Origin of the sequence: Streptomyces sp. NPDC001480, assembly GCF_042894725.1 — a bacterium.
In the GTDB taxonomy this organism is placed as follows: Bacteria; Actinomycetota; Actinomycetes; order Streptomycetales; family Streptomycetaceae; genus Streptomyces.
On the sequence record NZ_JBIAVX010000005.1, the window covers coordinates 432,999 to 453,817 of the forward strand.

Here is a 20,819-nt window from a genome sequence, read left to right on the forward strand (position 1 = left end):
CTCAGTTGCCGCAGTACTCCGCGTCGACGACCGCGTCGCTGTCGCCCGTCCAGTCCCCGTTGAAGTTGAACGCCAGCGCGTGGCGGCCGTCCGCCGTCGTGGACGTCCAGGACGAGGAGCCGTGGATGCCGCCGTCATGGCCCCAGACGTGGACGCCGCAGGAGAGGGTGGTGTCCACGAGGCCGAGGCCGTAGCGGATGTTGGGGGCCTGGGCGATCTTCACCGTCGTCTTCATCTCCTTCAGCTGCTTCGGCGGGAGGAGGGTGCCGCGCAGGAGGGCGCGGTAGAAGCGGGTGAGGTCGGCGGAGTCGGAGATGATCTCGCCCGCGGAGGAGGCGATGGAGGGGTTGAGGCGGGTCACGTCGTACGTGGGACCCGTCGCCGTCAGCGCCAGCTTGCCGTAGGCGCGGCTGCTCGGCTGCGGCACCGTGACCCGCGTACCGGGGACCGAGGTGCCCGTCAGCCGCAGCGGGTCGATGATGCGGTGGGTGATCTCCTGGGCGTACGAGTGGCCCGTGACGCTCTTGATGACCATGCCGGCCAGGACGTAGTTGGTGTTGGAGTACTTCCAGGAGGTGCCCGGCGCGAAGTCAGGCTTGTGGCGCATGGCGATGGCCACCAGCTGCCGCGCGGTGAGGGTGTCGTAGCGGTGCTTGAAGAAGCCGTCCTTGAGGAAGTAGGTGCGGCCGAAGTCCTCGTCGGCCGTGTAGTTGAAGATGCCGCTGGTGTGGTTGAGGAGCTGGCGGACGGTGATCGCGCGGCCGTCGTGGCCGTTGCCGTGCACCACGCCCGGCAGCCACTTCTCCACCTTGTCGTCCAGGGACAGGCGGCCCTCGGCCTCCAGTTGCAGCAGGACGGTGGAGACGAAGGTCTTGGTGATGCTGCCGACGCGGTAGCGGTCGTCCGCCGAACGCGGGGCGCCGGTGCGGAGGTCGCCGACCCCGGCCGTGGTGGACCAGGTGCCGTGCGCGTCCCTCGCCGTGAGGGTCACTCCGGGGACGCCGGCCGCGACCACCGCCTCGACGGCCTTGCGGGTGGCTGAGTGGCCTGCGGCTTCCCCGGTGGGAGCGGCCGCCATGGCCGGTCCCGCCAGGGTCGCCGACAGGGCCAGGGCGGCCGCCGCTGCGACCAGTACCTTGCGTGCACGCATGTCTTCCCCCATCTGTGCCGTCGAGCTCGGTCGCCGGGAGGGACACTACGCCGCGTGCGGAGGTTGCCTCGGTGTGGGCCGGTTGAGTGCGTTTCAGCCCTTCTTCAGTACCAGCTCCGTGTTCCGGTCGGCCGGGTCGCCCGCGAGTGTCCTGTTGGCGCCGGGGGCGTTGTAGGAGAGCTCGCGGTAGAGGGCGGCGAGGCCGGTCTGGGAGAGGTCGGTGAAGTCCGTGCGGTGGGGGGCGGCGGACTCGATGAGGGTGGTGAAGAGGGATAGGGTGCCGTCCTTGTTGTCCACCAGCTCGATGACGCGGGCGAGCTGGGGGTGGTCGACGTGGGAGGCGGTGGAGATCTCCCAGAAGGAACGGTTCCCCGAGGCCTTGTGCGGGGTGACGACGTTCTTGTGGATGTGGCCGTTCACCCAGGCGAGGACGTTCGCGTGGCGGGCCAGGACGGACACGACCTCGCCGCCGTTGTGGCGGCGCTCCGACGGACGGGCCGGGTCCGGGCGGGTGTTCGTCATCGTCTTGCTGGTGTGGTGGCTGAAGACGACGGCGTACGAGTCCTTGTTGTCGGTGAGGGTCTTGTCCAGCCAGTTCAGCTGCTTGGTGCCGATGGAGCCCTCGTAGTGACCGCCCGCGTCGGTGGTGTCGAGGCTGATGCCGATCACGTCGTCGGAGATGCGGAAGGCGTAGTACTGGGTGCCCGCGTCCACATTGGCCGAGGAGTAGCCGTGGCCGACCGGGCCGAGGCCCTGGTGGGCCGGGTCCAGGTGGGCCTTGAGGTAGTCGGCGGGGGTGTAGGGGGCGCGCTTCTCGTCCGGGGTGACCGAGCGCATGGACCGGGTGTGGGCCTTGAGGAAGTCCCGGTACTGCACGCCCCCCGGGTCCTTGGCGTTCTTGATGGCGTCCTGGAGCTTCTTGGCGTCGGCGGCGGACACGCTCAGCAGCTTCTTGCCGCCGATGGCCGCCTCGGCGAGGTAGGAGTCGCCGTGCGAGCCGTAGCAGCCCAGCGGCAGGGAGTCGTGGTTGCCGACGGTGGAGTACCAGGGCAGGTTGAGGCCGGGGCTTCGGGCCTCGCGGATCGCGGCGGCCAGGTAGCCCCCCAGGTGCGGGAAGCCGAGCGTCTTGTCGTTGTCGCGGACGGTGGAGTCGGGCTGCCAGTACAGCTTCATGCCGCTGTTCTGGGCGCCCTCGTAGTGCCTGGGGTCACCGGTGTTCGGGGTGATCCGGCCGCCGGACATCACCTTCATGAACCACTCCAGTTCGGAGTGGGCGTTGTTGTCGGTGTTGTCGCCGGTGGTCATGACGAAGTGGAGCGGGGCGCCGGTGACGGGGGCGCCCCGCAGCGCGTTGACCCGCTCGACGAGCGAGATGGCGCCCTGCACGGTCAGCGCCTCGTGCGGGCGCCAGGCGTGCACGTCGGTGGAGCGCAGGAACTCCAGGCGCAGCGGGTGCTGGACGTCCATCAGGTGCAGGTCGGTGAACTGCACGAACGCCGCGAGAGCCGTACGGCGGTCCGCGCGCCCGGACTTGGGCGTGGCCAGGTCGCTTCTCACGACGCGCTTCCAGCCGGCGCCGTCGCCGAGGCGGCGGTAGCCGGAGCTGTTGCGCGGAGCGGCGACGCTCGCGACCGTCGTTCCCTTGGTGTAGGGGGCCAGTGGCGGGGCAGGCGCTTTCCGGGAGTTGGCGACCGGCGCCTGTTCGGTCGTCGTGGTGGTGGCGGCCTGGCTGTCCGTCGGGCGCAGGGCGTAGCCCACGCCCGCGGACAGCGTCACCGCCCCGGCGGTGGCCAGGACGGTACGGCGGTTGACCCCCAGCGCGGAGCTGGCGACAGAGCGTGTGCGCGACATGGCGCGATCTCCCCGAGTGCGAACTGCGTCGGCAGTGGTCGCGGGCGGTCGCTGTCGCGAACATCCCGCTCGCTCTGGATCGTTGGCACCGGGGGTGACCTGCGCGTGAACGAGACGGCAACGCGCAGCGCCGATCACCGTACGTCGATCACGGTGTACCTGGCATGGTCATGGAGCGGTCCGCGGGTGGCCGGGGGGCGGTCACTCCGCGTTCATCTGGCGGGGTACGGGACAGGCCCCGGGACCGTTACCCGACTCCGTCCGTCCCGTCCGGCACCCGGCCGGCCGGCGGGCGTTCGCGCCACAGGCGCAGGGCGACGTCGACCAGACGGACCCGGGTGAGGCCGGGTACCGCGTCCAGGTCCTGCCAGGCGGCCAGGTCGGTGGAGCCGTTCACCTCGTTGCGCAGTTCGCCGTCGGCGACGCGGCCCTCGTAGATGATCCGGACGCCGTGGTGGTCGGTCAGGGGGCGCAGGGTCCGGCGGCGCAGGACGTGGCGGGAGGAGTCCACGCCGAGGAGGCCGGTCACCTCGATCCGGTAGCCGGTCTCCTCGGTCAGCTCACGGCGGACGGTGTCGTACGGGTCCTCGCCGTGCTCCATGCCGCCGCCGGGCAGGACCCATTCGGGCGTGCCGTCGGGGGCCGGTGAACGGGCGAGCAGGATCTGTCCGTCGCGGACGCACACGGCGTAGGCCGCCACCCTCAACTTTCGGCGCATGGGCCGACGTTAGCCTGCCGGGTCCGGGTTGGCCGGTGAGTATTCCGGCGGTGACCAGCGCAGCGGCAGCGCGGACCCGGTCTCCACGGCCTCCGTGAGGGTGAAGCGGACCTGGCGTTCGCCGTCCGTGCCGTACTCGGTGCGGGCCTCGCCGGTGAGCTGGAGGGTGGTGCCCGTCGTCCAGTCCATCAGGAGCAGTCCGGCCCGGGAGTCGGTGAGGAGGTTGCCGAGGGTGAGGAACATGGAGTTGCCCGGGTAGTCCCGCCAGGTCAGTTCGCCAGGTGACGTGACGTGGACGAAGCCGGGGTTGCCGCCGCGGTGGCTGGTGTCGGCGCCGTGGGGGTGGACGGTGGTGAGGAAGAAGGTGTCGGCCGTCTCGATGAACCGTGCCTGGGCGGACGAGAGTTCGGTGGTCCGGCGGGGTGTGTCCGGGACGCGGTCGGGCACGGTCTCGTAGGTCTGCCTCTTCTGGAGGTACTTGGGGCAGTTGGAGAACACCTGGTCCGCCTCGACCGCGAAGCCCCGTTCCGTGGGGTGGAGGCGGCCGTTGAGGCGCATGCGGCGGCGGGTGCGGGGGTCCAGGGCGATGGTGCCGACGGGGGTGCCGGGCGCGGCGAGGGCCGTCGCGAGGGGGTCGGCCGGGGGTGGGGCCGCCGCGACGGACATCCGGTGCGGGCCCGTCGCCCGTACGAAGCCGGGGGTGCCCGCGAGGGGCGTGGCCCAGACCCTGCCGGTCGCCGGGTCCGCCGCGCCCACGACCAGCAGCGGCTGGAGTTCCAGGAAGGCGGCGGCGACCGGTTTGATCCCGGTGCCCATGGCGCGGCCCACATGATCGGCGAGTTCGCGGACGCCGACGCGGTCCTGCACGGCTCGGGAGCCCTGGTGGTAGACGGTCATGGCTAGAAGAAACCGCAGGTCGGTGCGGAGGTGTGCGGGGCGGGGGCGTTTTCGAGGCCGTGCGGTACGGAGATCTCCAGGCGGGTGCCGTCGGGGTCGTGGAAGAAGATGCCGCCCGAGGCCGCGCCCTCGCGGTGGGCGACCACGCCCTCGTAGGCGAAGTCGACGCCGTGGGCGCTCAGCGCCTGCTGGTACCGCTCGACCCGGGCAAGGGAGTCGGCGGTGAACGCGAGGTGGTGCAGGCCGGCCCGGGCGCGGTCGTACGGCCCCTCGGCCTGCTGCCAGAGGGTGAGGACGGGACTGTCGCCGCCGTCGCCGAGGAACGCGTACCGCCGGTCGTCCTCCTTGCCCTCGGCGAGGAGCGTGAAGCCGAGGACGTCCCGGTAGAAGGCGAGCGAGCGGTCGAGGTCGGTGACGTTCAGGCCGGTGTGGCCGGTGCGCAAGGTCATGGCTGTCCCTCTCGATTGATCTAACCTCTATAAAGAGACTAGACGGTTAGAAACGCAGGCGTCAACCGGTCACGTACCCTTGAGTGGTTAGCGAAGAAGGAGTACCGATGCCCGCCGCCGCCCCCGACCCCCGCCCCCTCACCGGTGAGCCGCTCGCGCTCGACCTGCTCAACACGCGGTGGAACCGGGAGGGCGTCACGCAGGACCTGCTCACCGGCACCGACGGGCTCGCGGTGTGGCTGGCGGGCAACGGGCTGGAGTACGAGGCCGACGCGCGTACGCTGCGGCACCTCCTCCAGGCCCGGGACGCCCTGAAGGCGGTCGTGGACGGGTCGCCGGAGGAGGGGGCGCCGCTCGTCGACGCCGTGCTGGAACACGGGCGGATCCGCGCCGGGCTCGGCGTGGACGGGCCGGCCGAGCGGGCCGAGTTCAAGGACGCGTCCTGGGGGCCCGCCTGGCTCGCCGCCCGGAACTACCTGGAACTGCTGACCACCGCGCCGGACCGGATCCGGACCTGCGCGCACGAGACGTGCGTCCTGCACTTCTTCGACACCTCGCGCAACGGCACCCGCCGCTGGTGCTCGATGGCCGCGTGCGGCAACCGCGCGAAGGCGTCCCGCCACTACGCCCGTACGAAGGAGAGCTGAGCCGCGGAAGCCGATCTGTGGGGCGTGCGCCTTCAGGACGCCCGCCCCTTCGTCATTCGCAGCTGACGTCGCCGGACGCGGGCAGCACCCGCGCGATGGCGGCGCGTTCCCGGCTGATCCCGGCCGCGTCGGTGATCCACAGGTCCGGGTTCGTGGCGTCCTTCTGGATTCCCGCGAGGACGTGCTGCCCCGGCCGTGGACCGGGGACGGCCGCCCGCTCCACCCGGAAGGTCACCTCTTTCCCGCCCTTCGCGGGGACGTAGGAGCGGGTCACGCGCAGGGTGACGCGGTCCTCGCCGGTGCCGCGGACCGGCTGGACCCTCGTGACGTCGCCCTCGACGAGGAGGTGGGCGCAGGCGAGGCGGTCGGGCCCCTCGGCGCTGCTGCGGGACGCCGCCGACTTGTCGCTCGCGGAACCGCCCGCGCTCTGGTCGGCGCCGTTGTTCGACGCGACGAGCCAGCCGAGGCCCAGCACGGCGGAGGCGACTGCGGCGGTGACGAGCGCGCCGAAGGAGAGGGTCCGCACGCCGGGGTGGCGGTACCAGCGCTCCCTGGGCGGGACGGATGCGGGTGCCGGACGGGGGCGGGGCGCGGGGCCGGCCAGCGTGTCGCCGATGATCCCCAGCTGTTCCCGCAGCAGGGCCACATCGGCCGCGGCCGCCCGGTGTTCGGCCATGAAGGCGGCGTCGGTGCGGGCCCCGTCGGGCAGCGGCTCGTCGGAGAGCACGGCGAGCAGCGCGTCCAGCTCGTCACCGCCGCCGCCGTCGCCGCCGTCGTAGCCGTCCCCGCCGTCGTAGCCGTCGTGTTCGGCGGTCACGTCACACCACCTCGTCCTCGTGCAGGCGGGCGCGCAGGGCGCGTACCGCCGTGTGCAGCCTGCTCTTGACCGTGCCCTCGGGGATGCCGAGTTCCTCGGCGATCCCGCGCACCGGCAGGTCGGCGTAGAAGCGCAGGACGAGGATCTGGCGCTGGGCGTCGGGCAGGTCGTCCAGGCCCCGGGCGACGGCGAGGGAGAGCAGGCTGGTGTCCTCGCCGGAGGGGTGGTCGGCCTGCCGGAGCGCGGCCAGACGCTCGCCGAGCCGTTCCTGGCGGCGCTTGGCCCGGTGCCAGTCCACGGCCAGGTTGGAGGCGACGACCGCCGCCCACGCGGACACGTCGCGCGGCGCCTCCTGCCCGCCCGCGGCCCGCTCCAGCAGCCGCAGGCGGACCTGCTGCACCCCGTCCGGCAGGTCCGCCTGCGGTACCCCGCCCAGCGCGAGCACCGCCCGCACCCGGCGTTCCTGCGCCGCGTCCAGCGGGTCGTCCCCTGCGTGGTCCGCCCCCTGGCCGCGGCGGGCCTTTCTGCGCAGCACAGCCGCTCCTCCCCTCGCCGCGTTTCCCCTATGACGCCGGAGCGGTGGGAAACGTTCGGCCCGCCGCGGCCCCTTTTTTCTTTGACTTTTCGGCCTCTTTTCGGCCTCGCCGTTCACGATGCGGGCAGAGGCATACGTCACACCGCCGTGTGAGCGACGCGGTGCCGGGCAGGGACCGGGCAGCACAGCTTGCGGCGGAGAGAGCCCGACGGGGAAATTTCTCCAGCTCAGCGCGGCGCGGACGGCAGGACCGCAACCGGCCGCAGGGTGATCGCGTCCCATCCCTCGGGCACGCGGGCCAAAAGATTGGACACACCGGCCGGGGACGGCCGCATGATGGAAAGGCCCCGGCCACGCAGGGGGCATCCGCCAGCCACGGAGAAGGAGTCGCAGTGAGGGTCGGAATCGTCGGAGCCACCGGTCAGGTCGGCACGGTCATGCGCAGGATCCTCGCGGAGCGTGACTTCCCCGTCACCGAGCTGCGGCTGTTCGCCTCGGCCCGCTCGGCCGGGACGGTGCTGGACGGGGTGACGGTGGAGGACGCGTCGACCGCCGACTACACCGGGCTCGACATCGTGCTGTTCTCCGCGGGCGGCGCCACCTCCAAGGCGCTGGCCGAGAAGGTTGCCGCGCAGGGCGCCGTGGTGATCGACAACTCCTCGGCGTGGCGCAAGGACCCCGAGGTGCCGCTGGTGGTGTCCGAGGTGAACCCGCACGCGGCCGTGAACCGGCCCAAGGGGATCATCGCCAACCCGAACTGCACGACGATGGCCGCCATGCCGGTGCTGAAGCCGCTGCACGAGGAGGCGGGCCTGGAGGCGCTGGTAGTCGCCACCTACCAGGCGGTGTCCGGCTCGGGCCTCGCGGGCGTGGCGGAGCTGCACGGACAGGCGCAGAAGGTGGTCGCCGACGCGGACCGGCTCACCCACGACGGTGAGGCGCTCGACTTCCCCGAGCCGCAGGTCTACAAGCGCCCCATCGCCTTCAACGTGCTGCCCCTGGCCGGCAACCTGGTCGACGACGGCCTGAACGAGACCGACGAGGAGCAGAAGCTCCGCAACGAGTCCCGCAAGATCCTGGAGATCCCCGAGCTGAAGGTCTCCGGCACCTGTGTGCGCGTCCCGGTCTTCTCCGGACACTCCCTCCAGGTCAACGCCCGCTTCGCCCGCCCGATCAGCGTGGAGCGCGCGACCGAGCTGCTGGCCGGCGCCCCGGGCGTCGCCCTCACGGACATCCCGACCCCGCTCCAGGCGGCCGGCAAGGACGCCTCGTACGTCGGCCGTATCCGCGGCGACGAGACGGTGGACAACGGCCTGGCCCTGTTCGTCTCCAACGACAACCTCCGCAAGGGCGCGGCCCTGAACGCCGTGCAGATCGCGGAGCTGGTGGCGGCGGAGCTGTCCTCGGCCAAGAAGGCCGTGGCACCCGAGTAGGACCTGTCACCCGAGTAGGACGCTCGCCCAGGGGGCGGTCACCTGCGGCCTCACCGCCGTCAAGGTGACCGCCCCCTCGGCGCTGTCAGGGCCGGCGCACCTCGTACAGGAAGCACCCGTACTCCACCGCCCGTACGTGGACGAGGGCCACCGCCGGGTCGGCGAAGGCCTCCGCGAAGGCCGCGTCGAAGCCCTCGGGGCCCGTGGGGTCCTCGACGAGGCGGCCGCCCAGGATGTGGCCGTCGGCGCAGTAGCGGCGGACCGTGCGGTGGTCGTTGGTGAAGGGGTGGGCGTCGCAGTCCGGGCCCGGGCACTCGTCCGCGTGGATGAAGACCGGGCCCTGTTCGTCGTAGGCGCCCGGGTCGGCGCGGTGCTCCGTGGCCCAGCGGCGCAGGGGCGCGTAGGAGACGAGCGCGAGCCGTTCGCCGGGGGTGCTGTGGCGCAGGCAGCAGCGCAGCGGGGAGCCGCCCTCCTCGTCGGTCACGGGAACCGTTCGCCGTCCGGCGTCGTCAGCTTCGCGGAGCTCCTTCAGGGCCCGCGCGTCGATGGGTCGTGCCGTGTACGTGGTCATGGGCCCAGGCTGGCGTGATTCCGCGCCACCCACCGGCGGGATCCGGACATCGCGTTCGGCGCGGGTCACGTGGAAGGATGGCGCAACCGACACATAACGAGGAGATGACCGCGTGCCTGGCACAAACCTGACTCGCGAAGAGGCGCAGCAGCGGGCGAAGCTGCTCACCGTTGACTCGTACGAGATCGATCTCGACCTCTCCGGCGCGCAGGAGGGCGGTACCTACCGGTCCGTGACCACGGTGCGCTTCGACGTGGCGGAGAACGGCGCCGAGTCGTTCATCGACCTGGTGGCCCCGGCCGTGCACGAGGTGACGCTCAACGGCGATCCCCTCGACCCCGCCGAGCTCTTCAAGGACTCACGGATCGCCCTTCCGGGGCTGCTGGAGGGCCGCAACATCCTCCGCGTGGTCGCCGACTGCGCGTACACCAACACCGGCGAGGGCCTGCACCGCTTCGTCGACCCGGTCGACGACCAGGCCTATCTCTACACCCAGTTCGAGGTGCCGGACGCCCGCCGGGTCTTCGCCTCCTTCGAACAGCCCGACCTGAAGGCCACCTTCCAGTTCACCGTGACTGCGCCGACAGGCTGGACCGTCGTGTCCAACTCGCCGACACCCGAGCCCAAGGACGACGTCTGGGTCTTCGAGCCGACCCCGCGGATCTCGACGTACATCACCGCGCTGATCGTCGGGCCGTACCACTCGGTGCACAGCGTGTACGAGAAGGACGGGCAGTCCGTGCCGCTCGGCATCTACTGCCGGCCCTCGCTCGCCGAGTTCCTCGACTCGGACGCGATCTTCGAGGTGACCCGGCAGGGCTTCGACTGGTTCCAGGAGAAGTTCGACTACGCGTACCCGTTCCAGAAGTACGACCAGCTGTTCGTGCCGGAGTTCAACGCGGGCGCGATGGAGAACGCGGGTGCGGTGACCATCCGCGACCAGTACGTCTTCCGGTCGAAGGTGACGGACGCGGCGTACGAGGTGCGCGCGGAGACCATCCTGCACGAGCTGGCCCACATGTGGTTCGGCGACCTGGTCACCATGGAGTGGTGGAACGACCTGTGGTTGAACGAGTCGTTCGCCACCTACACCTCCATCGCCTGCCAGGCCGCCGCGCCGGGCTCGAAGTGGCCGCACTCGTGGACCACGTTCGCCAACTCGATGAAGACCTGGGCGTACCGCCAGGACCAGCTGCCGTCCACCCACCCGATCATGGCGGACATCCGCGACCTGGACGACGTGCTGGTCAACTTCGACGGCATCACCTACGCCAAGGGCGCCTCCGTCCTGAAGCAGCTGGTGGCGTACGTCGGTGAGGACGAGTTCTTCCGGGGCGTGCAGGCCTACTTCAAGCAGCACGCGTTCGGCAACACCCGCCTGTCCGACCTGCTCGGCGCCCTGGAGGAGACCTCCGGCCGGGATCTGAAGACCTGGTCGAAGAAGTGGCTGGAGACGGCCGGCATCAACGTGCTGCGGCCGGAGATCGTCACGGACGCCGAGGGCGTCGTCACCTCCTTCGCGATCCGCCAGGAGGCCCCGGCGCTGCCCGCCGGCGCGAAGGGCGAGCCCGTCCTGCGGCCGCACCGCATCGCCGTCGGCCTGTACGACCTGGACGAGGCGAGCGGCAAGCTGCTGCGCGGTGAGCGCGTGGAGCTGGACGTGGACGGCGAGCTGACGGCCGTGCCGCAGCTGGTCGGCAAGCGCCGTCCGGCGGTGATCCTGCTCAACGACGACGACCTGTCGTACGCCAAGGTCCGGCTGGACGAGGAGTCGCTGAGGGTCGTCACCGAGCACCTCGGCGACTTCCAGGAGTCCCTGCCGCGCGCCCTGTGCTGGGCGTCGGCGTGGGACATGACCCGGGACGCCGAGCTGGCCACCCGGGACTACCTCTCCCTCGTGCTGTCCGGCATCGCCAAGGAGTCGGACATCGGTGTCGTGCAGTCGCTGCACCGGCAGGTGAAGCTGGCGATCGAGGTGTACGCCGACCCCGCCGGCCGCGAGGCGCTGCTCACCCGCTGGACGGACGCCACGCTGGCCCATCTGCGGGCGGCGGAGCCGGGCGGCGACCACCAGCTGGCGTGGGCGCGGGCGTTCGCGGCGACGGCCCGTACGCCGGAGCAGCTGGACCTGCTGGAGGCGCTGCTGGAGGGCACCCAGACGATCGAGGGCCTGGCCGTCGACACCGAGCTGCGGTGGGCTTTCGTGGAGCGGCTCGCGGCGGTCGGCCGGTTCGACGAGGCGGAGATCGCGGGCGAGTACGAGCGGGACAGGACGGCCGCCGGTGAGCGGCACGCGGCGACCGCGCGGGCGGCCCGGCCGACGGTGGAGGCCAAGGAGGAGGCCTGGGCGGCGGTCATCGAGTCGGACAAGCTGCCGAACGCCGTGCAGGAGGCCGTCATCGGCGGCTTCGTGCAGACCGATCAGCGGGAGCTGCTGGCGGCGTACACGGAGCGGTACTTCGAGGTCCTGAAGGGCGTCTGGGAGTCCCGTTCGCACGAGATCGCCCAGCAGATCGTGATCGGCCTCTACCCGTCCGTGCAGATCACGCAGGACACCCTCGCCAGGACGGACGCCTGGCTGGCCTCCGCCGAGCCGGGCGCGGCCCTGCGCCGGCTGGTCTCGGAGTCCCGGGCGGGCGTCGAGCGCGCACTGAAGGCGCAGGCGGCGGACGCGGCCGCGGCCGGCTAGTCCTTCGCGGCACGTACGCCCAAGGGGCGCCCGGCAGCACGCCGGGCGCCCCTTTCCCGTCGCCGGGAGTCGCTCACGGGGACCGTACGGCCGGGCTCGCGGCTCACCCCACCTGGGCCGCGAGGGCCGCCTCGATCGCCACCGCGTCGGCCGCGTCGGCCGCGTCGGCCGCGTCGGCCGCCAACACTTGTTGGTCAACGCTTGTTGGCAAGCCTACGGGGGCCTCAGCGACTGGTCAGCACTTGTTGGCCCACGCTCGGCGCCGCCCGGGAACGCTTCGCCACCGATGGGTACGAGCGCGCCACCATCCGCGCCATCGCCCGGGACGCGCACATCGATCCGTCGATGGTGATGCGGTACTACGGCAACAAGGAGGGCCTGTTCGCGGCGGCCGTGACGATCGATCTGCGGCGGATGGCTCGCGCCGACCGTGCAGCGCTATCTGACGGCGCCCGGTCCCGCCTGAGCCGGGACGCCGGGAAACACATCGAGGGCGCCGGCGTCACCGGCGCCCTCGACGGGAGTCGCGAAGGTCAGGCCTTGGCCTTGGCCTTGGCCTTGGGGTTGACGAGCTTGGCCTTGTCGGACTTGTCCAGCACCATGACCAGGCCGGTGATCACCCCGAAGATGACCAGGGGCAGCACGACGTAGAGGCCCAGCGTCGCGCCAATGCTCAGCGGCTGGCCGGGGTCGTCACCGTCGTCGCGGGTCACTGCGAGCGCGGGGGACGACATGAGCAGCATCATCAGCGTCGTACCGGCGGCCAGGGCGCCGGCGCGCAGGGCGTTCTTCTTGTCCACGTTGCCAAAGTATCGAACGCCGGAACGGGCCGCGCGTCCGGGGTGGCCTATGCGCCCCACGGCTCAGCCCTCCCCCAGCACCGCGAGCAGAGCCCGCACCCTCGGCGACCCCGTCAGCTCCTCCAGCGTCACCGGGCGTCCGGCCGCGTCGGCGATCGGCAGGCGCCAGTTCGGATACTGGTCCCAGGTGCCGGGGAGGTTCTGCGGGCGGCGGTCGCCGATGCCGTCCGGGAGCCAGACGCCGATCATGCGGGCGGGGGTGCGCAGCAGGAAGCGGTGGACGGCCTGGATCTCGGCCTCCTCCGCCTCCTCGGCGAGTACCGCTGTCCCGATCAGACCGAGCCGGCCCAGCACGGCCAGCCATTCCCGCGCGTCGGCGGCCGCCTCCGCGCGCTCCTCGGCCAGGGGGCGGGTGAGCAGGCCGAGGGAGTCGCGGAGTTCGACGTGCTCGCCGGTGAGGCGGGCGGCGGTGGGCGGCAGGTCGTGGGTGGTGGCGGTGGCCAGGCAGTCGGCGCGCCAGTTCTCGGGCGGCAGCGGGCGGCCGTCGCCCTCCCAGTCCCGTTCGAACCACAGCACCGACGTGCCGAGCACCCCGCGCCGCTGGAGCGTCTCGCGCACCCCGGGCTCCACCGTCCCCAGGTCCTCGCCGATGACCACGGCCCCCGCCCGGGAGGCCTCCAGCGCCAGCAGGGCGAGCATGGCCTCGGCGTCGTACCTGACGTACGCGCCCTCCGTCGGCGGTCCGCCCTGCGGCACCCACCACAGCCGGAACAGACCCATGACGTGGTCGATGCGCAGGGCGCCCGCGTAGCGGAACAGGGCGCGCAGCAGACGGCGGTAGGGGGCGTGGCCGGAGGCGGCCAGACGGTCGGGGCGCCAGGGCGGCAGGCCCCAGTCCTGGCCGCGGGCGTTGAAGGCGTCGGGCGGGGCGCCGACGGACATGCCGGCGGCGAAGTGGTCCTGCTGCGCCCATGCGTCTGCGCCGCCGGGGTGCACACCGACGGCGAGGTCGTGGACGATGCCGACCCCCATGCCCGCCTCGCGGGCGGCGCGCTGGGCGGCGGTGAGCTGCTCGTCGGTGAGCCAGGCGAGCCAGGAGTGGAAGTCGACGCGGTCGGCGAGGCCGGCGCGGGCGCGGGCGGTCTCGGGCGAGCGGGGGTCGCGCAGCCCGGCGGGCCAGGCCTGCCAGTCGGAGCCGTGCACCTCGGCGAGGGCGTACCAGGTGGCGTGGTCCTCCAGGGCCCGGCCGTGTTCGGCCCGGAAGGCGGCGTAGGCGGCCTGCCGTCCCGGCCCGAGCGGCACCTCACGCATCCTCCCCAGCGCCTCCCGCTTCAGCTCCCACACCGCGTCCCGGTCGATCAGCGCCCCCTTGTCGAGCACGCCGGCGCGCAGCCGGGCGGCCCGCTCCAGGACGGTCCGGAGGTGCTCGTGGTCCTCGGCGTAGGCGTACTCCGGGACGTCCTCGACGCGCAGGTGGACCGGGTCGGGGAAGCGGCGGGAGGAGGGGCGGTAGGGCGAGGGGTCGGTGGGGGCACCGGGAACGGCCGCGTGCAGCGGGTTGACCTGCACGAATCCGGCGCCCGCGGTGCGTCCGGCCCAGGCGGCCAGCTCGGCGAGGTCACCGAGGTCGCCCATGCCCCAGGAGCGGGTGGAGAGCAGGGAGTAGAGCTGGACGAGGAGCCCGTAGGAGCGTCCGGTGGGGGTGGGCAGCCGGGGCGGCGCGACGATCAGGTGGGCCTCGGCCGTGCGCCCGTCGGGGGCAGTGGCGGTCACGCGGTGGACGCCCGGCGGGAGTCCCTCGGCGGCGGCCCGGGTCTCGCCCTGCTCGGTCTCGACGCTCAGCCGGGTGCCCGCGGGCAGGTCGGCGAGGGCGGCGGGACCGGCGCCGGCGTCGGTCCAGTGGACCAGGGTCGGCGCGAGCAGGCGCTCACGCAGCTCGCGCTCCCGGTCGGCGAGGGCGTCGCGGGTGGCCTCGGGGGTGGAGGCGTCGACGCCGAGGGCGGCCAGGACGGCGACGACGGCATCGGCGGAGGCCGCGACCGTGCGGTCCGGGGACGGGCTGTAGGAGGTGGCGACGCCATGCAGCTCCGCGAGCCGGGACAGCTCCTCGTCGAGGGGTGCGGCCATCTACAGCCCCGGGCCGTAGGAGTCCGGGATCGGGTCGGACTCGCTGGTCAGCGGGGCGGTGTCGGAGAGCGGCGGTTCGCTTGTGAGGGGCTCGGCGTCGGGCAGCGGCGGCTCGCTCGTCAGCGGCGCCTCGACGTAGCTGCCCTCGGCGCTGAAGACGCAACTGTGCGGGTCATGGGGCTCGGCGGGCGTCTCCGCCGCGGGTTTGGAGAGGGCGGGCAGCGGGGGGTGCGTCAGTGCGGCCACGGGGGCCTCCTTGTGGTTGCGATCGGTACGGCGGTAGGTGGCGGGATATCGCAGGCCTACCCAGTGGACGCGTTGGCAGACGTGTGACCGGGAACCACGTGATGAATAACGCATGCCGGTCGGCCGCCCCTTGTGCCGCGCTGAGGCGGGGCCCTCGCGGCGCCCGTCCCCGCCGCCCGTTCGCGCCGCCCGTTCCCGCCGTCCGTTCCCGCCGTCCGTTCCCGCGGTCCGCCCTCCGACTATTCACTCAGTACATGTAGCTGGTGCATACTGATCTCCATGAGCACCCGTCACCTCCTTCTGGGGCTGCTCGCGGCGGGGCCGAGCCATGGCTACGACCTCAAGCGACGCCACGACGAACGGTTCCCGCAGGCCCGGCCACTGGCCTACGGGCAGGTCTACACCACATTGCAGCGCCTGGTCCGTGACGGTCTCGCCGAGGTCGACGGCACGGACGCGGACGGCGGACCGGAGCGCACCCTGTACCGCTCGACGGACGCCGGTTCGCACGAACTGACCCGGTGGGCGGCCGAGATCGCCCCGCCGGCGCCGTTCGTGACGAACGAGATCTTCGCCAAGGTCGTCGTGTCGATCCTCGCGGGCGGCGAGCCGGCCGCCTACCTCGCCGCCCAGCGTGCCGCCCACATGGAGCGGATGCGGGAACTGACGGCCCTCAAGACCGCCGTGGACTCCGATCTGGCGACCGTGCTCTCGGCGGACTACGCCCTCAACCACCTCGACGCCGACCTCCGCTGGATGAACACCACGGCGGCCCGGCTGATCACTCTGACCGCGGAGGTCGACGCAGCATGAACAGCAAGGGGGACCCTTCGGTGCCGCTTCTCGCGGGCCGGGACCTCGTCAAGGCGCACGGCAGGACGCGGGCGCTGCGCGGCGCCTCGGTCGAACTGCACGCCGGCGAGATCCTCGCCGTCACCGGGGCCAGCGGCAGCGGCAAGTCCACGCTGCTGCACTGCCTCGCGGGCATCGCCCGCCCGGACGAGGGCTCGGTGGTGTACGACGGACAACGGCTCGACCGGCTGCCGGAGGGGCGGCTGAGCGAGCTGCGCCGCTCCGAATTCGGCGTGGTCTTCCAGTTCGGGCAGCTGATCCCGGAGCTGACCGCCGTGGACAACGTGGCGCTGCCGCTGATGCTGGCCGGAACCGTTCGCGCCGAGGCGCGGCAGCGGGCGGGCGAGTGGCTGGAGCGGTTCGGGGTGCGCGGGCAGGAGGAGTTGCGGCCGGGCGAGCTGAGCGGTGGCCAGGCGCAGCGGGTCGCCCTGGCCCGGGCGCTGGTGACCGGCCCGAGGGTGGTCTTCGCGGACGAGCCGACGGGGGCGCTGGACTCGCTGGCGGGCGAGCAGGTGATGACGGCGCTGGTGCGCACGGCCCGCGAGGCCGGCACGGCGGTGCTGCTGATCACCCACGACGCTCAGGTGGCGGCGTACGCCGACCGCGAGGTGCGGATGGGCGACGGGACCCTGGCGCCGCTGGGGGTGGCCGCGTGATCGCCGCGGACGTCCGGCTCGCCTGGCAGCTGACCCGGGGTTCCGACCGGCGCGAGTGGTGGCGGGTCGCGCTCACCGCGGTGGGGGCGGCGCTGGCCTCGGGGTTCTCCCTGGCCGCCGCCACCCTGGCCTCGGTGCGGGGGTATCGCCATGTGTCCGTCGGCAGCGGGCTGCTGGACAACCCCGGCGAGCGCTCCGGGGTGATCGTCTGCCTGCTGCTCCTGCTGGTGCCGGTGCTGGGCTTCCTCGGGCAGTGCGCCCGGATCGGCGCCGTGTACCGCGACCGGCGGCTGGCCGGGCTGCGGCTGGCGGGCGCCACCCCGGCCCAGGTGCGCCGGATCGCCGCGCTGGAGACCGGGCTCGCCTGTCTGCTGGGCTCGCTCCTCGCCACCGCCGTCGCGGTCCCGGTCCTGCTGGGCCTGTGGGCCGAGCCGACCGTTCTGGCCTGGGTGGGCCTCGCCCTGGTCGCCCTCGGTGTGCCGGTGCTGGGCGCGGCGGCGAGCGCGCTGGCGCTGCGCCGGGTGGTGGCCTCGCCGCTCGGGTGGGTGCGCCGGGTGCGGCCGAGCGGCGGCCGGGGGCCGGGACTGTTGTTCGCGGGCGCGGTGGTGGTCGTCCTGCTGCTGGCGCTCTGGGCCGTCGCGAACACCTCCAGTACCGACCGCGGGCAGCTGCCGCTGACGGTGTTCGGCCTGGTCCTGGTGGTCGGCGCGGGCACGGTGTGGCTCGCCGGCGGCACGGCCGGGCTGACCGGAAGGCTGCTGGCGGCCCGGGCCCGTTCGGCGGCGACGCTGATCTCGGCGGAGCGGCTGCGCGACGACCCGTGGGCGGCGGCCCGTACGCACGCGGCGGTGCTGCTGGTCACGATCGTGGGCACGGGCTTCGTCGGCGTCCGCCAGACATTCCTCGCCGACGTGCACGCCATGGACCGCGAAGGCCACCTGGGCATGCGCCTGTCCTTCTACACGACGGGCATCGACCTGACGGCCGCCGCGATCCTCGTCGCCCTCGCGATCACCCTGTCCGGGCTCGCCGTCGGCACCGCCGAGTCCCTGGCGAACCGCCGCCGCGGCCTGGCCGCGCAGGTCGCCGCCGGGGTACCGCGGGCCGTGCTCGGCCGGGCGCTGCTCCTGGAGACGGCGCTGCCGCTGGCCCCCGCCGTCGCGCTGGCGGGCACGGGCGGCATGGCGATCGGCATCTGGTACGCCTCGGTCGCCGGTGACCACGCCGCACCGGCCGTGCCCTGGGCGGCCCTGCTGGTCCCGGTCGCGGTGTACACGTGCTGCCTGCTGGCCGCGGCCACCTCGCTGCCCCTGCTGCGCCGCTCGGCGCACCCGGCGGAGCTGCGCTACGCGTGACGGCCGGGTGAGCGCGTGGCCCCGGGGGCACGGGGGACCCCCGGGGCCACGCCACGCGCGCTTCGGCTGCACGAAGGCACAGGTCGCCGCAGCAGTGCCGCGGGCCGTGCCCGGCCGGGCACCGCACCGGGAGACGGCGGCCGCCGGTCCGGCTCGGGGGCACGGGGAAGCCCGGGGCCGCGCGACGCGTGCCCCGGGGTGTGCGAAGGCCCGGACCGTCAGGCGGAGATGCCGTCGATCCGGGCCAAGGCGTCGTCCGCGCCGTACGGCTGCAAGTACGGCAGCCAGCGCGGGTCCCTATGGCCGGTCCCGATGATGCGCCAGGCCAGACCGGTGGGCGGGGCTGGTTTGTGGCGCAGCCGCCAGCCGATCTCGACGAGATGACGGTCGGCCTTCACGTGGTTGCAGCGGCGGCAGGACGCCACCACGTTGTCCCAGACGTGCTTGCCCCCGCGGCTGCGCGGGATGACGTGGTCGACGCTGGTTGCGACGCCACCGCAGTACATGCACCGGCCTCCGTCGCGGGCGAAGAGCGCGCGCCTTGTCAGAGGAACGGGCCCCCGGTAGGGAACCCGTACGAATCGCTTGAGCCGGACCACGCTGGGTGCGGGGACTGTGACGGTCGCGCTGTGCATGTAGGCGCCGGATTCCTCGAGGGAGACGGCCTTGTTCTCCAGTACGAGGATGAGCGCGCGGCGGAGCGGTACGACGCCGAGCGGCTCGTACGACGCGTTGAGGACCAGGACGTGCGGCACGGGTGCCTCCTTGGGCGTCGGCGGCGCGTGGCTCGCGCCGGGACGATCTGTAGTCAGTCTCCCCTCAGGGCTGGTGGAAGCGCCACCATCTCCCGGTAACGGGCTGGGAGTGTTTTCGACCACATCGCATTCATCCCCCGGATCATGGCCTGTTCAAGCGCAGGTGAGCGGGGTCCCTCCTTCACGGATCCGGCGATGGCACACACAATGCCCCGTTAGTGTGGTGGTTCTGCTCGTCCGGTGACCTTTCCGTGACCTCAGCGACATTGACCGTCGCACCGGACGGGTGCTTGCGCCTGGAGGTACCTGCCGTGTCCTTGCCCGCCGTCCTACTGGCCGCCGGTGCGTCGCCGTCGCCGTCACCGTCCCCCTCGGGGACGACGGCGACCGTGCCGTCGCTCCAGGACGCCCAGGAGAGCGCGACGAACGCCGCCAGCTGGGTGGAGCAGAACTGGTCGACCTGGCTCGCCATGGGGCTTCAGATCCTGCTGGTCCTGGTCGTGGCGATCGCGCTCAGAGCGGTGGTCCGGCGGGCGATCACCAAGCTCATCGACCGGATGACCCGTTCCGTGCAGGCGGTGGACGGCTCCGCGCTGGGCGGGCTGCTGGTGAACGTCGAACGGCGCCGGCAGCGGGCGGCGGCGATCGGTTCGGTGCTGCGCTCGGTGGCGAGTTTCCTGATCCTCGGCACGGCCGCGCTGATGATCCTGTCCACCTTCAGGATCAACCTGGCGCCGCTGCTGGCGTCCGCCGGTGTGGCCGGTGTGGCGATCGGTTTCGGTGCCCGCAACCTGGTCACCGACTTCCTCTCCGGCGTGTTCATGATCCTGGAGGACCAGTACGGCGTCGGCGACGTGATCGACGCGGGCGTCGCCTCCGGCGAGGTGATCGAGGTCGGGCTGCGCGTGACCAAGCTGCGCGGTGACAACGGGGAGATCTGGTACGTCCGCAACGGCGAGGTCAAGCGCATCGGCAACCTCTCCCAGGGCTGGGCGACGGCGGGCGTGGACGTCACCGTCAAGGCGAACGAGGACCTGGACCGGCTGAAGGCCACCCTCGACGAGGTCGCCGAGAAGATGAGCAAGGAAGAGCCCTGGAACGAGCTCCTGTGGAGCCCGATCGAGGTACTCGGCCTCGACAGCGTGCTGCTGGACTCGATGGTGGTGCGGGTCTCCGCCAGGACCATGCCCGGCAAGTCCCTGGCGGTCGAACGCGAGCTGCGCTGGCGCATCAAGCGCGCCTTCGACGCGGCGAGCATCCGCATCGTGGGCGGCGCGACGGCCGTCCCGGAGGAGGACGAGACCCCCGACCCGACGGCCGCGATGGCCGCCCCCTCGGTGTACTCCAACGCGGACTCCCCGCAGGTGGCGGCGGCGTCACCGATAGCTCCGCAGCGGTCGGCGGCTCCGGGGAAGTAGGGGAACGGTTCAGCACGCTCGTTCGAGTGAACGGCAGGGGCATTCGGCGCCGAGGAGGCGCTGGGTGCCCCATCGTGCTGCCGGGGCGCCCAGCGCGGGCTTAGCCTGGCATCGATCCGACAAGGAGACCCAGTGATGAGCGCGGAGCCGATCATGGAGCCGGTCATGCCGCAGGTGGACCCCATCGACCTGTTGATCGCATTCGAAAAGGCAGCGTCGCCGATGCCGATTCGAGCGGAGTACATCGAGGGGACGGGCATCTTGCCGCCTCAACCGGAGCACCGGCACAACGCCGGTGCGTTCAAGCTCGCCGTCCAGTTCAGCACGGCGGGCTTCGCGCTGGCCGGTATGTGCAACGGCTACCGCGCCGCACACCCCGACGGCCGCACCATGACCCTGGTCGTCCCGGACTTCTACGTCCTGCGCCGAGAGCCGACCGAACTCGACGAGTCGTACCGCAAGACCCACAAGGGCTGGTACCCCATCGACATGCTCGCCTTGGTCGGCGAGGTCACCTCCACCAACCACGAGACCGACACCGGCCCCAAGTTCCGCACCTACGCCGCCGCCGGCATCCCGGTGTACGTCCTCATCGACCGCCACTCCAGGACGGCCCACTGCTACACGGACCCCGTCCTCCCCGGCGAAGACCCCACCGAGGCCTACTACGACACCGACACCAAGGTGGACCTCGGCGACCCGCTCCCCCTCCCGGACCCGTACCCCACCCTCGACACGGCCCCGTTCCTCACCGACTGAACCGGCCGGAGGCCCCCCGCCCCCGAGGTAACGACTCCGTTGCCTCGGGGGCGGTGTCTATTGACGCCCGCTTCGTCCTGGGCATACCTTCACT

General features: G+C 72.4%; 20 protein-coding genes and 1 pseudogene. 9 read left to right on the top strand and 12 right to left on the bottom strand.

What is annotated here, in order from left to right; translation table 11 throughout:
* Nucleotide 1 precedes the first annotated feature (1 nt).
* The 5 genes from ACFY01_RS14860 to ACFY01_RS14880 form a co-directional block, all read right to left on the bottom strand.
* A complete protein-coding gene (locus tag ACFY01_RS14860) occupies nt 2-1,150 on the bottom strand; it encodes a serine hydrolase domain-containing protein (protein ID WP_390736105.1) in 1,149 nt (382 codons plus the stop codon).
* A gap of 93 nt (nt 1,151-1,243) precedes the next feature.
* Complete coding sequence (locus tag ACFY01_RS14865; RefSeq protein ID WP_390736106.1) at nt 1,244-3,001, bottom strand: TIGR03767 family metallophosphoesterase; 1,758 nt, start codon at nt 2,999-3,001, stop codon at nt 1,244-1,246.
* A 247-nt stretch (nt 3,002-3,248) separates the two neighbouring features.
* Nucleotides 3,249-3,719 carry an NUDIX hydrolase gene (locus tag ACFY01_RS14870; protein WP_390736107.1) on the bottom strand — a complete coding sequence of 157 codons (471 nt, stop codon included), beginning with the start codon at nt 3,717-3,719 and terminating at the stop codon, nt 3,249-3,251.
* Nucleotides 3,720-3,728: 9 nt separating this feature from the next.
* A complete protein-coding gene (locus ACFY01_RS14875) occupies nt 3,729-4,616 on the bottom strand; it encodes a pyridoxamine 5'-phosphate oxidase family protein (protein ID WP_390736108.1) in 888 nt (295 codons plus the stop codon).
* A gap of 2 nt (nt 4,617-4,618) precedes the next feature.
* Entirely contained in the window at nt 4,619-5,065 is a 447-nt protein-coding gene (locus ACFY01_RS14880) for a VOC family protein (RefSeq protein ID WP_390736109.1), read from the bottom strand.
* A 107-nt stretch (nt 5,066-5,172) separates the two neighbouring features.
* Here ACFY01_RS14880 and ACFY01_RS14885 point away from each other — a divergent pair, with 107 nt between their 5' ends.
* On the top strand, nt 5,173-5,712 hold the full coding sequence (locus ACFY01_RS14885) for a CGNR zinc finger domain-containing protein (RefSeq protein ID WP_390736110.1): 540 nt from the start codon (nt 5,173-5,175) through the stop codon (nt 5,710-5,712).
* A gap of 52 nt (nt 5,713-5,764) precedes the next feature.
* On the opposite strand, the gene ACFY01_RS14890 is transcribed toward ACFY01_RS14885, so the two are convergent.
* On the bottom strand, nt 5,765-6,529 hold the full coding sequence (locus tag ACFY01_RS14890) for a hypothetical protein (protein WP_390736111.1): 765 nt from the start codon (nt 6,527-6,529) through the stop codon (nt 5,765-5,767).
* 1 nt (nt 6,530) lies between these two features.
* Nucleotides 6,531-7,064, bottom strand: coding sequence for an RNA polymerase sigma factor (locus tag ACFY01_RS14895; protein WP_390736112.1), 534 nt, complete (start codon nt 7,062-7,064; stop codon nt 6,531-6,533).
* A 392-nt stretch (nt 7,065-7,456) separates the two neighbouring features.
* Here ACFY01_RS14895 and ACFY01_RS14900 point away from each other — a divergent pair, with 392 nt between their 5' ends.
* On the top strand, nt 7,457-8,497 hold the full coding sequence (locus ACFY01_RS14900; protein WP_390736113.1) for an aspartate-semialdehyde dehydrogenase: 1,041 nt from the start codon (nt 7,457-7,459) through the stop codon (nt 8,495-8,497).
* A gap of 85 nt (nt 8,498-8,582) precedes the next feature.
* Here the strand turns inward: ACFY01_RS14900 and ACFY01_RS14905 are convergent, their stop codons facing one another.
* Nucleotides 8,583-9,068, bottom strand: coding sequence for a DUF1203 domain-containing protein (locus ACFY01_RS14905; RefSeq protein ID WP_390736114.1), 486 nt, complete (start codon nt 9,066-9,068; stop codon nt 8,583-8,585).
* Between the two features lie 112 nt (nt 9,069-9,180).
* On the opposite strand from ACFY01_RS14905, the gene pepN reads away from it, so the two are divergent.
* Together pepN and ACFY01_RS14915 are read left to right on the top strand one after the other, a co-directional pair.
* Nucleotides 9,181-11,757, top strand: coding sequence for an aminopeptidase N (gene pepN, locus ACFY01_RS14910; RefSeq protein WP_390736115.1), 2,577 nt, complete (start codon nt 9,181-9,183; stop codon nt 11,755-11,757).
* 201 nt (nt 11,758-11,958) lie between these two features.
* A pseudogene (locus ACFY01_RS14915) lies at nt 11,959-12,168 on the top strand (helix-turn-helix domain-containing protein); the annotation flags it as partial.
* Between the two features lie 122 nt (nt 12,169-12,290).
* Here ACFY01_RS14915 and ACFY01_RS14920 read toward each other — a convergent pair.
* From ACFY01_RS14920 to ACFY01_RS14930, 3 genes are all read right to left on the bottom strand, one after another.
* Entirely contained in the window at nt 12,291-12,557 is a 267-nt protein-coding gene (locus ACFY01_RS14920; RefSeq protein ID WP_390736116.1) for a hypothetical protein, read from the bottom strand.
* A 63-nt stretch (nt 12,558-12,620) separates the two neighbouring features.
* Nucleotides 12,621-14,684: a 4-alpha-glucanotransferase gene (gene malQ, locus ACFY01_RS14925; protein ID WP_390736117.1), complete on the bottom strand. Its 2,064-nt coding sequence runs from the start codon at nt 14,682-14,684 to the stop codon at nt 12,621-12,623.
* A complete protein-coding gene (locus tag ACFY01_RS14930) occupies nt 14,685-14,930 on the bottom strand; it encodes a hypothetical protein (protein WP_390736118.1) in 246 nt (81 codons plus the stop codon).
* A 279-nt stretch (nt 14,931-15,209) separates the two neighbouring features.
* Here ACFY01_RS14930 and ACFY01_RS14935 point away from each other — a divergent pair, with 279 nt between their 5' ends.
* The 3 genes from ACFY01_RS14935 to ACFY01_RS14945 are packed head-to-tail and all read left to right on the top strand — an operon-like array spanning nt 15,210 to nt 17,793.
* Entirely contained in the window at nt 15,210-15,743 is a 534-nt protein-coding gene (locus ACFY01_RS14935; RefSeq protein ID WP_390736119.1) for a PadR family transcriptional regulator, read from the top strand.
* Entirely contained in the window at nt 15,740-16,438 is a 699-nt protein-coding gene (locus ACFY01_RS14940; RefSeq protein WP_390736120.1) for an ABC transporter ATP-binding protein, read from the top strand. The genes ACFY01_RS14935 and ACFY01_RS14940 overlap by 4 nt, the downstream gene beginning before the upstream one ends.
* Nucleotides 16,438-17,793: an ABC transporter permease gene (locus ACFY01_RS14945; protein ID WP_390736229.1), complete on the top strand. Its 1,356-nt coding sequence runs from the start codon at nt 16,438-16,440 to the stop codon at nt 17,791-17,793. Before ACFY01_RS14940 ends, ACFY01_RS14945 begins: the two co-directional genes overlap by 1 nt.
* A 218-nt stretch (nt 17,794-18,011) precedes the next feature.
* On the opposite strand, the gene ACFY01_RS14950 is transcribed toward ACFY01_RS14945, so the two are convergent.
* Complete coding sequence (locus ACFY01_RS14950; protein ID WP_361796818.1) at nt 18,012-18,548, bottom strand: HNH endonuclease; 537 nt, start codon at nt 18,546-18,548, stop codon at nt 18,012-18,014.
* A 311-nt stretch (nt 18,549-18,859) separates the two neighbouring features.
* On the opposite strand from ACFY01_RS14950, the gene ACFY01_RS14955 reads away from it, so the two are divergent.
* On the top strand, nt 18,860-19,966 hold the full coding sequence (locus ACFY01_RS14955; RefSeq protein WP_390736121.1) for a mechanosensitive ion channel family protein: 1,107 nt from the start codon (nt 18,860-18,862) through the stop codon (nt 19,964-19,966).
* A 135-nt stretch (nt 19,967-20,101) separates the two neighbouring features.
* Nucleotides 20,102-20,725 carry a Uma2 family endonuclease gene (locus ACFY01_RS14960; protein ID WP_390736122.1) on the top strand — a complete coding sequence of 208 codons (624 nt, stop codon included), beginning with the start codon at nt 20,102-20,104 and terminating at the stop codon, nt 20,723-20,725.
* Nucleotides 20,726-20,819: the final 94 nt, after the last annotated feature.

Bases quoted from the DNA above. Each gene is read 5' to 3' on its own strand.
- ACFY01_RS14905 (WP_390736114.1), bottom strand. From the start codon at position 9,068: ATGACCACGTACACGGCACGACCCATCGACGCGCGGGCCCTGAAGGAG.
- ACFY01_RS14940 (WP_390736120.1), top strand. From the start codon at position 15,740: ATGAACAGCAAGGGGGACCCTTCGGTGCCGCTTCTCGCGGGCCGGGAC.
- ACFY01_RS14960 (WP_390736122.1), top strand. From the start codon at position 20,102: ATGAGCGCGGAGCCGATCATGGAGCCGGTCATGCCGCAGGTGGACCCC.
- malQ (WP_390736117.1), bottom strand. From the start codon at position 14,684: ATGGCCGCACCCCTCGACGAGGAGCTGTCCCGGCTCGCGGAGCTGCAT.
- ACFY01_RS14860 (WP_390736105.1), bottom strand. From the start codon at position 1,150: ATGCGTGCACGCAAGGTACTGGTCGCAGCGGCGGCCGCCCTGGCCCTG.
- ACFY01_RS14885 (WP_390736110.1), top strand. From the start codon at position 5,173: ATGCCCGCCGCCGCCCCCGACCCCCGCCCCCTCACCGGTGAGCCGCTC.
- ACFY01_RS14935 (WP_390736119.1), top strand. From the start codon at position 15,210: ATGAGCACCCGTCACCTCCTTCTGGGGCTGCTCGCGGCGGGGCCGAGC.
- ACFY01_RS14875 (WP_390736108.1), bottom strand. From the start codon at position 4,616: ATGACCGTCTACCACCAGGGCTCCCGAGCCGTGCAGGACCGCGTCGGC.
- ACFY01_RS14870 (WP_390736107.1), bottom strand. From the start codon at position 3,719: ATGCGCCGAAAGTTGAGGGTGGCGGCCTACGCCGTGTGCGTCCGCGAC.
- ACFY01_RS14880 (WP_390736109.1), bottom strand. From the start codon at position 5,065: ATGACCTTGCGCACCGGCCACACCGGCCTGAACGTCACCGACCTCGAC.
- ACFY01_RS14865 (WP_390736106.1), bottom strand. From the start codon at position 3,001: ATGTCGCGCACACGCTCTGTCGCCAGCTCCGCGCTGGGGGTCAACCGC.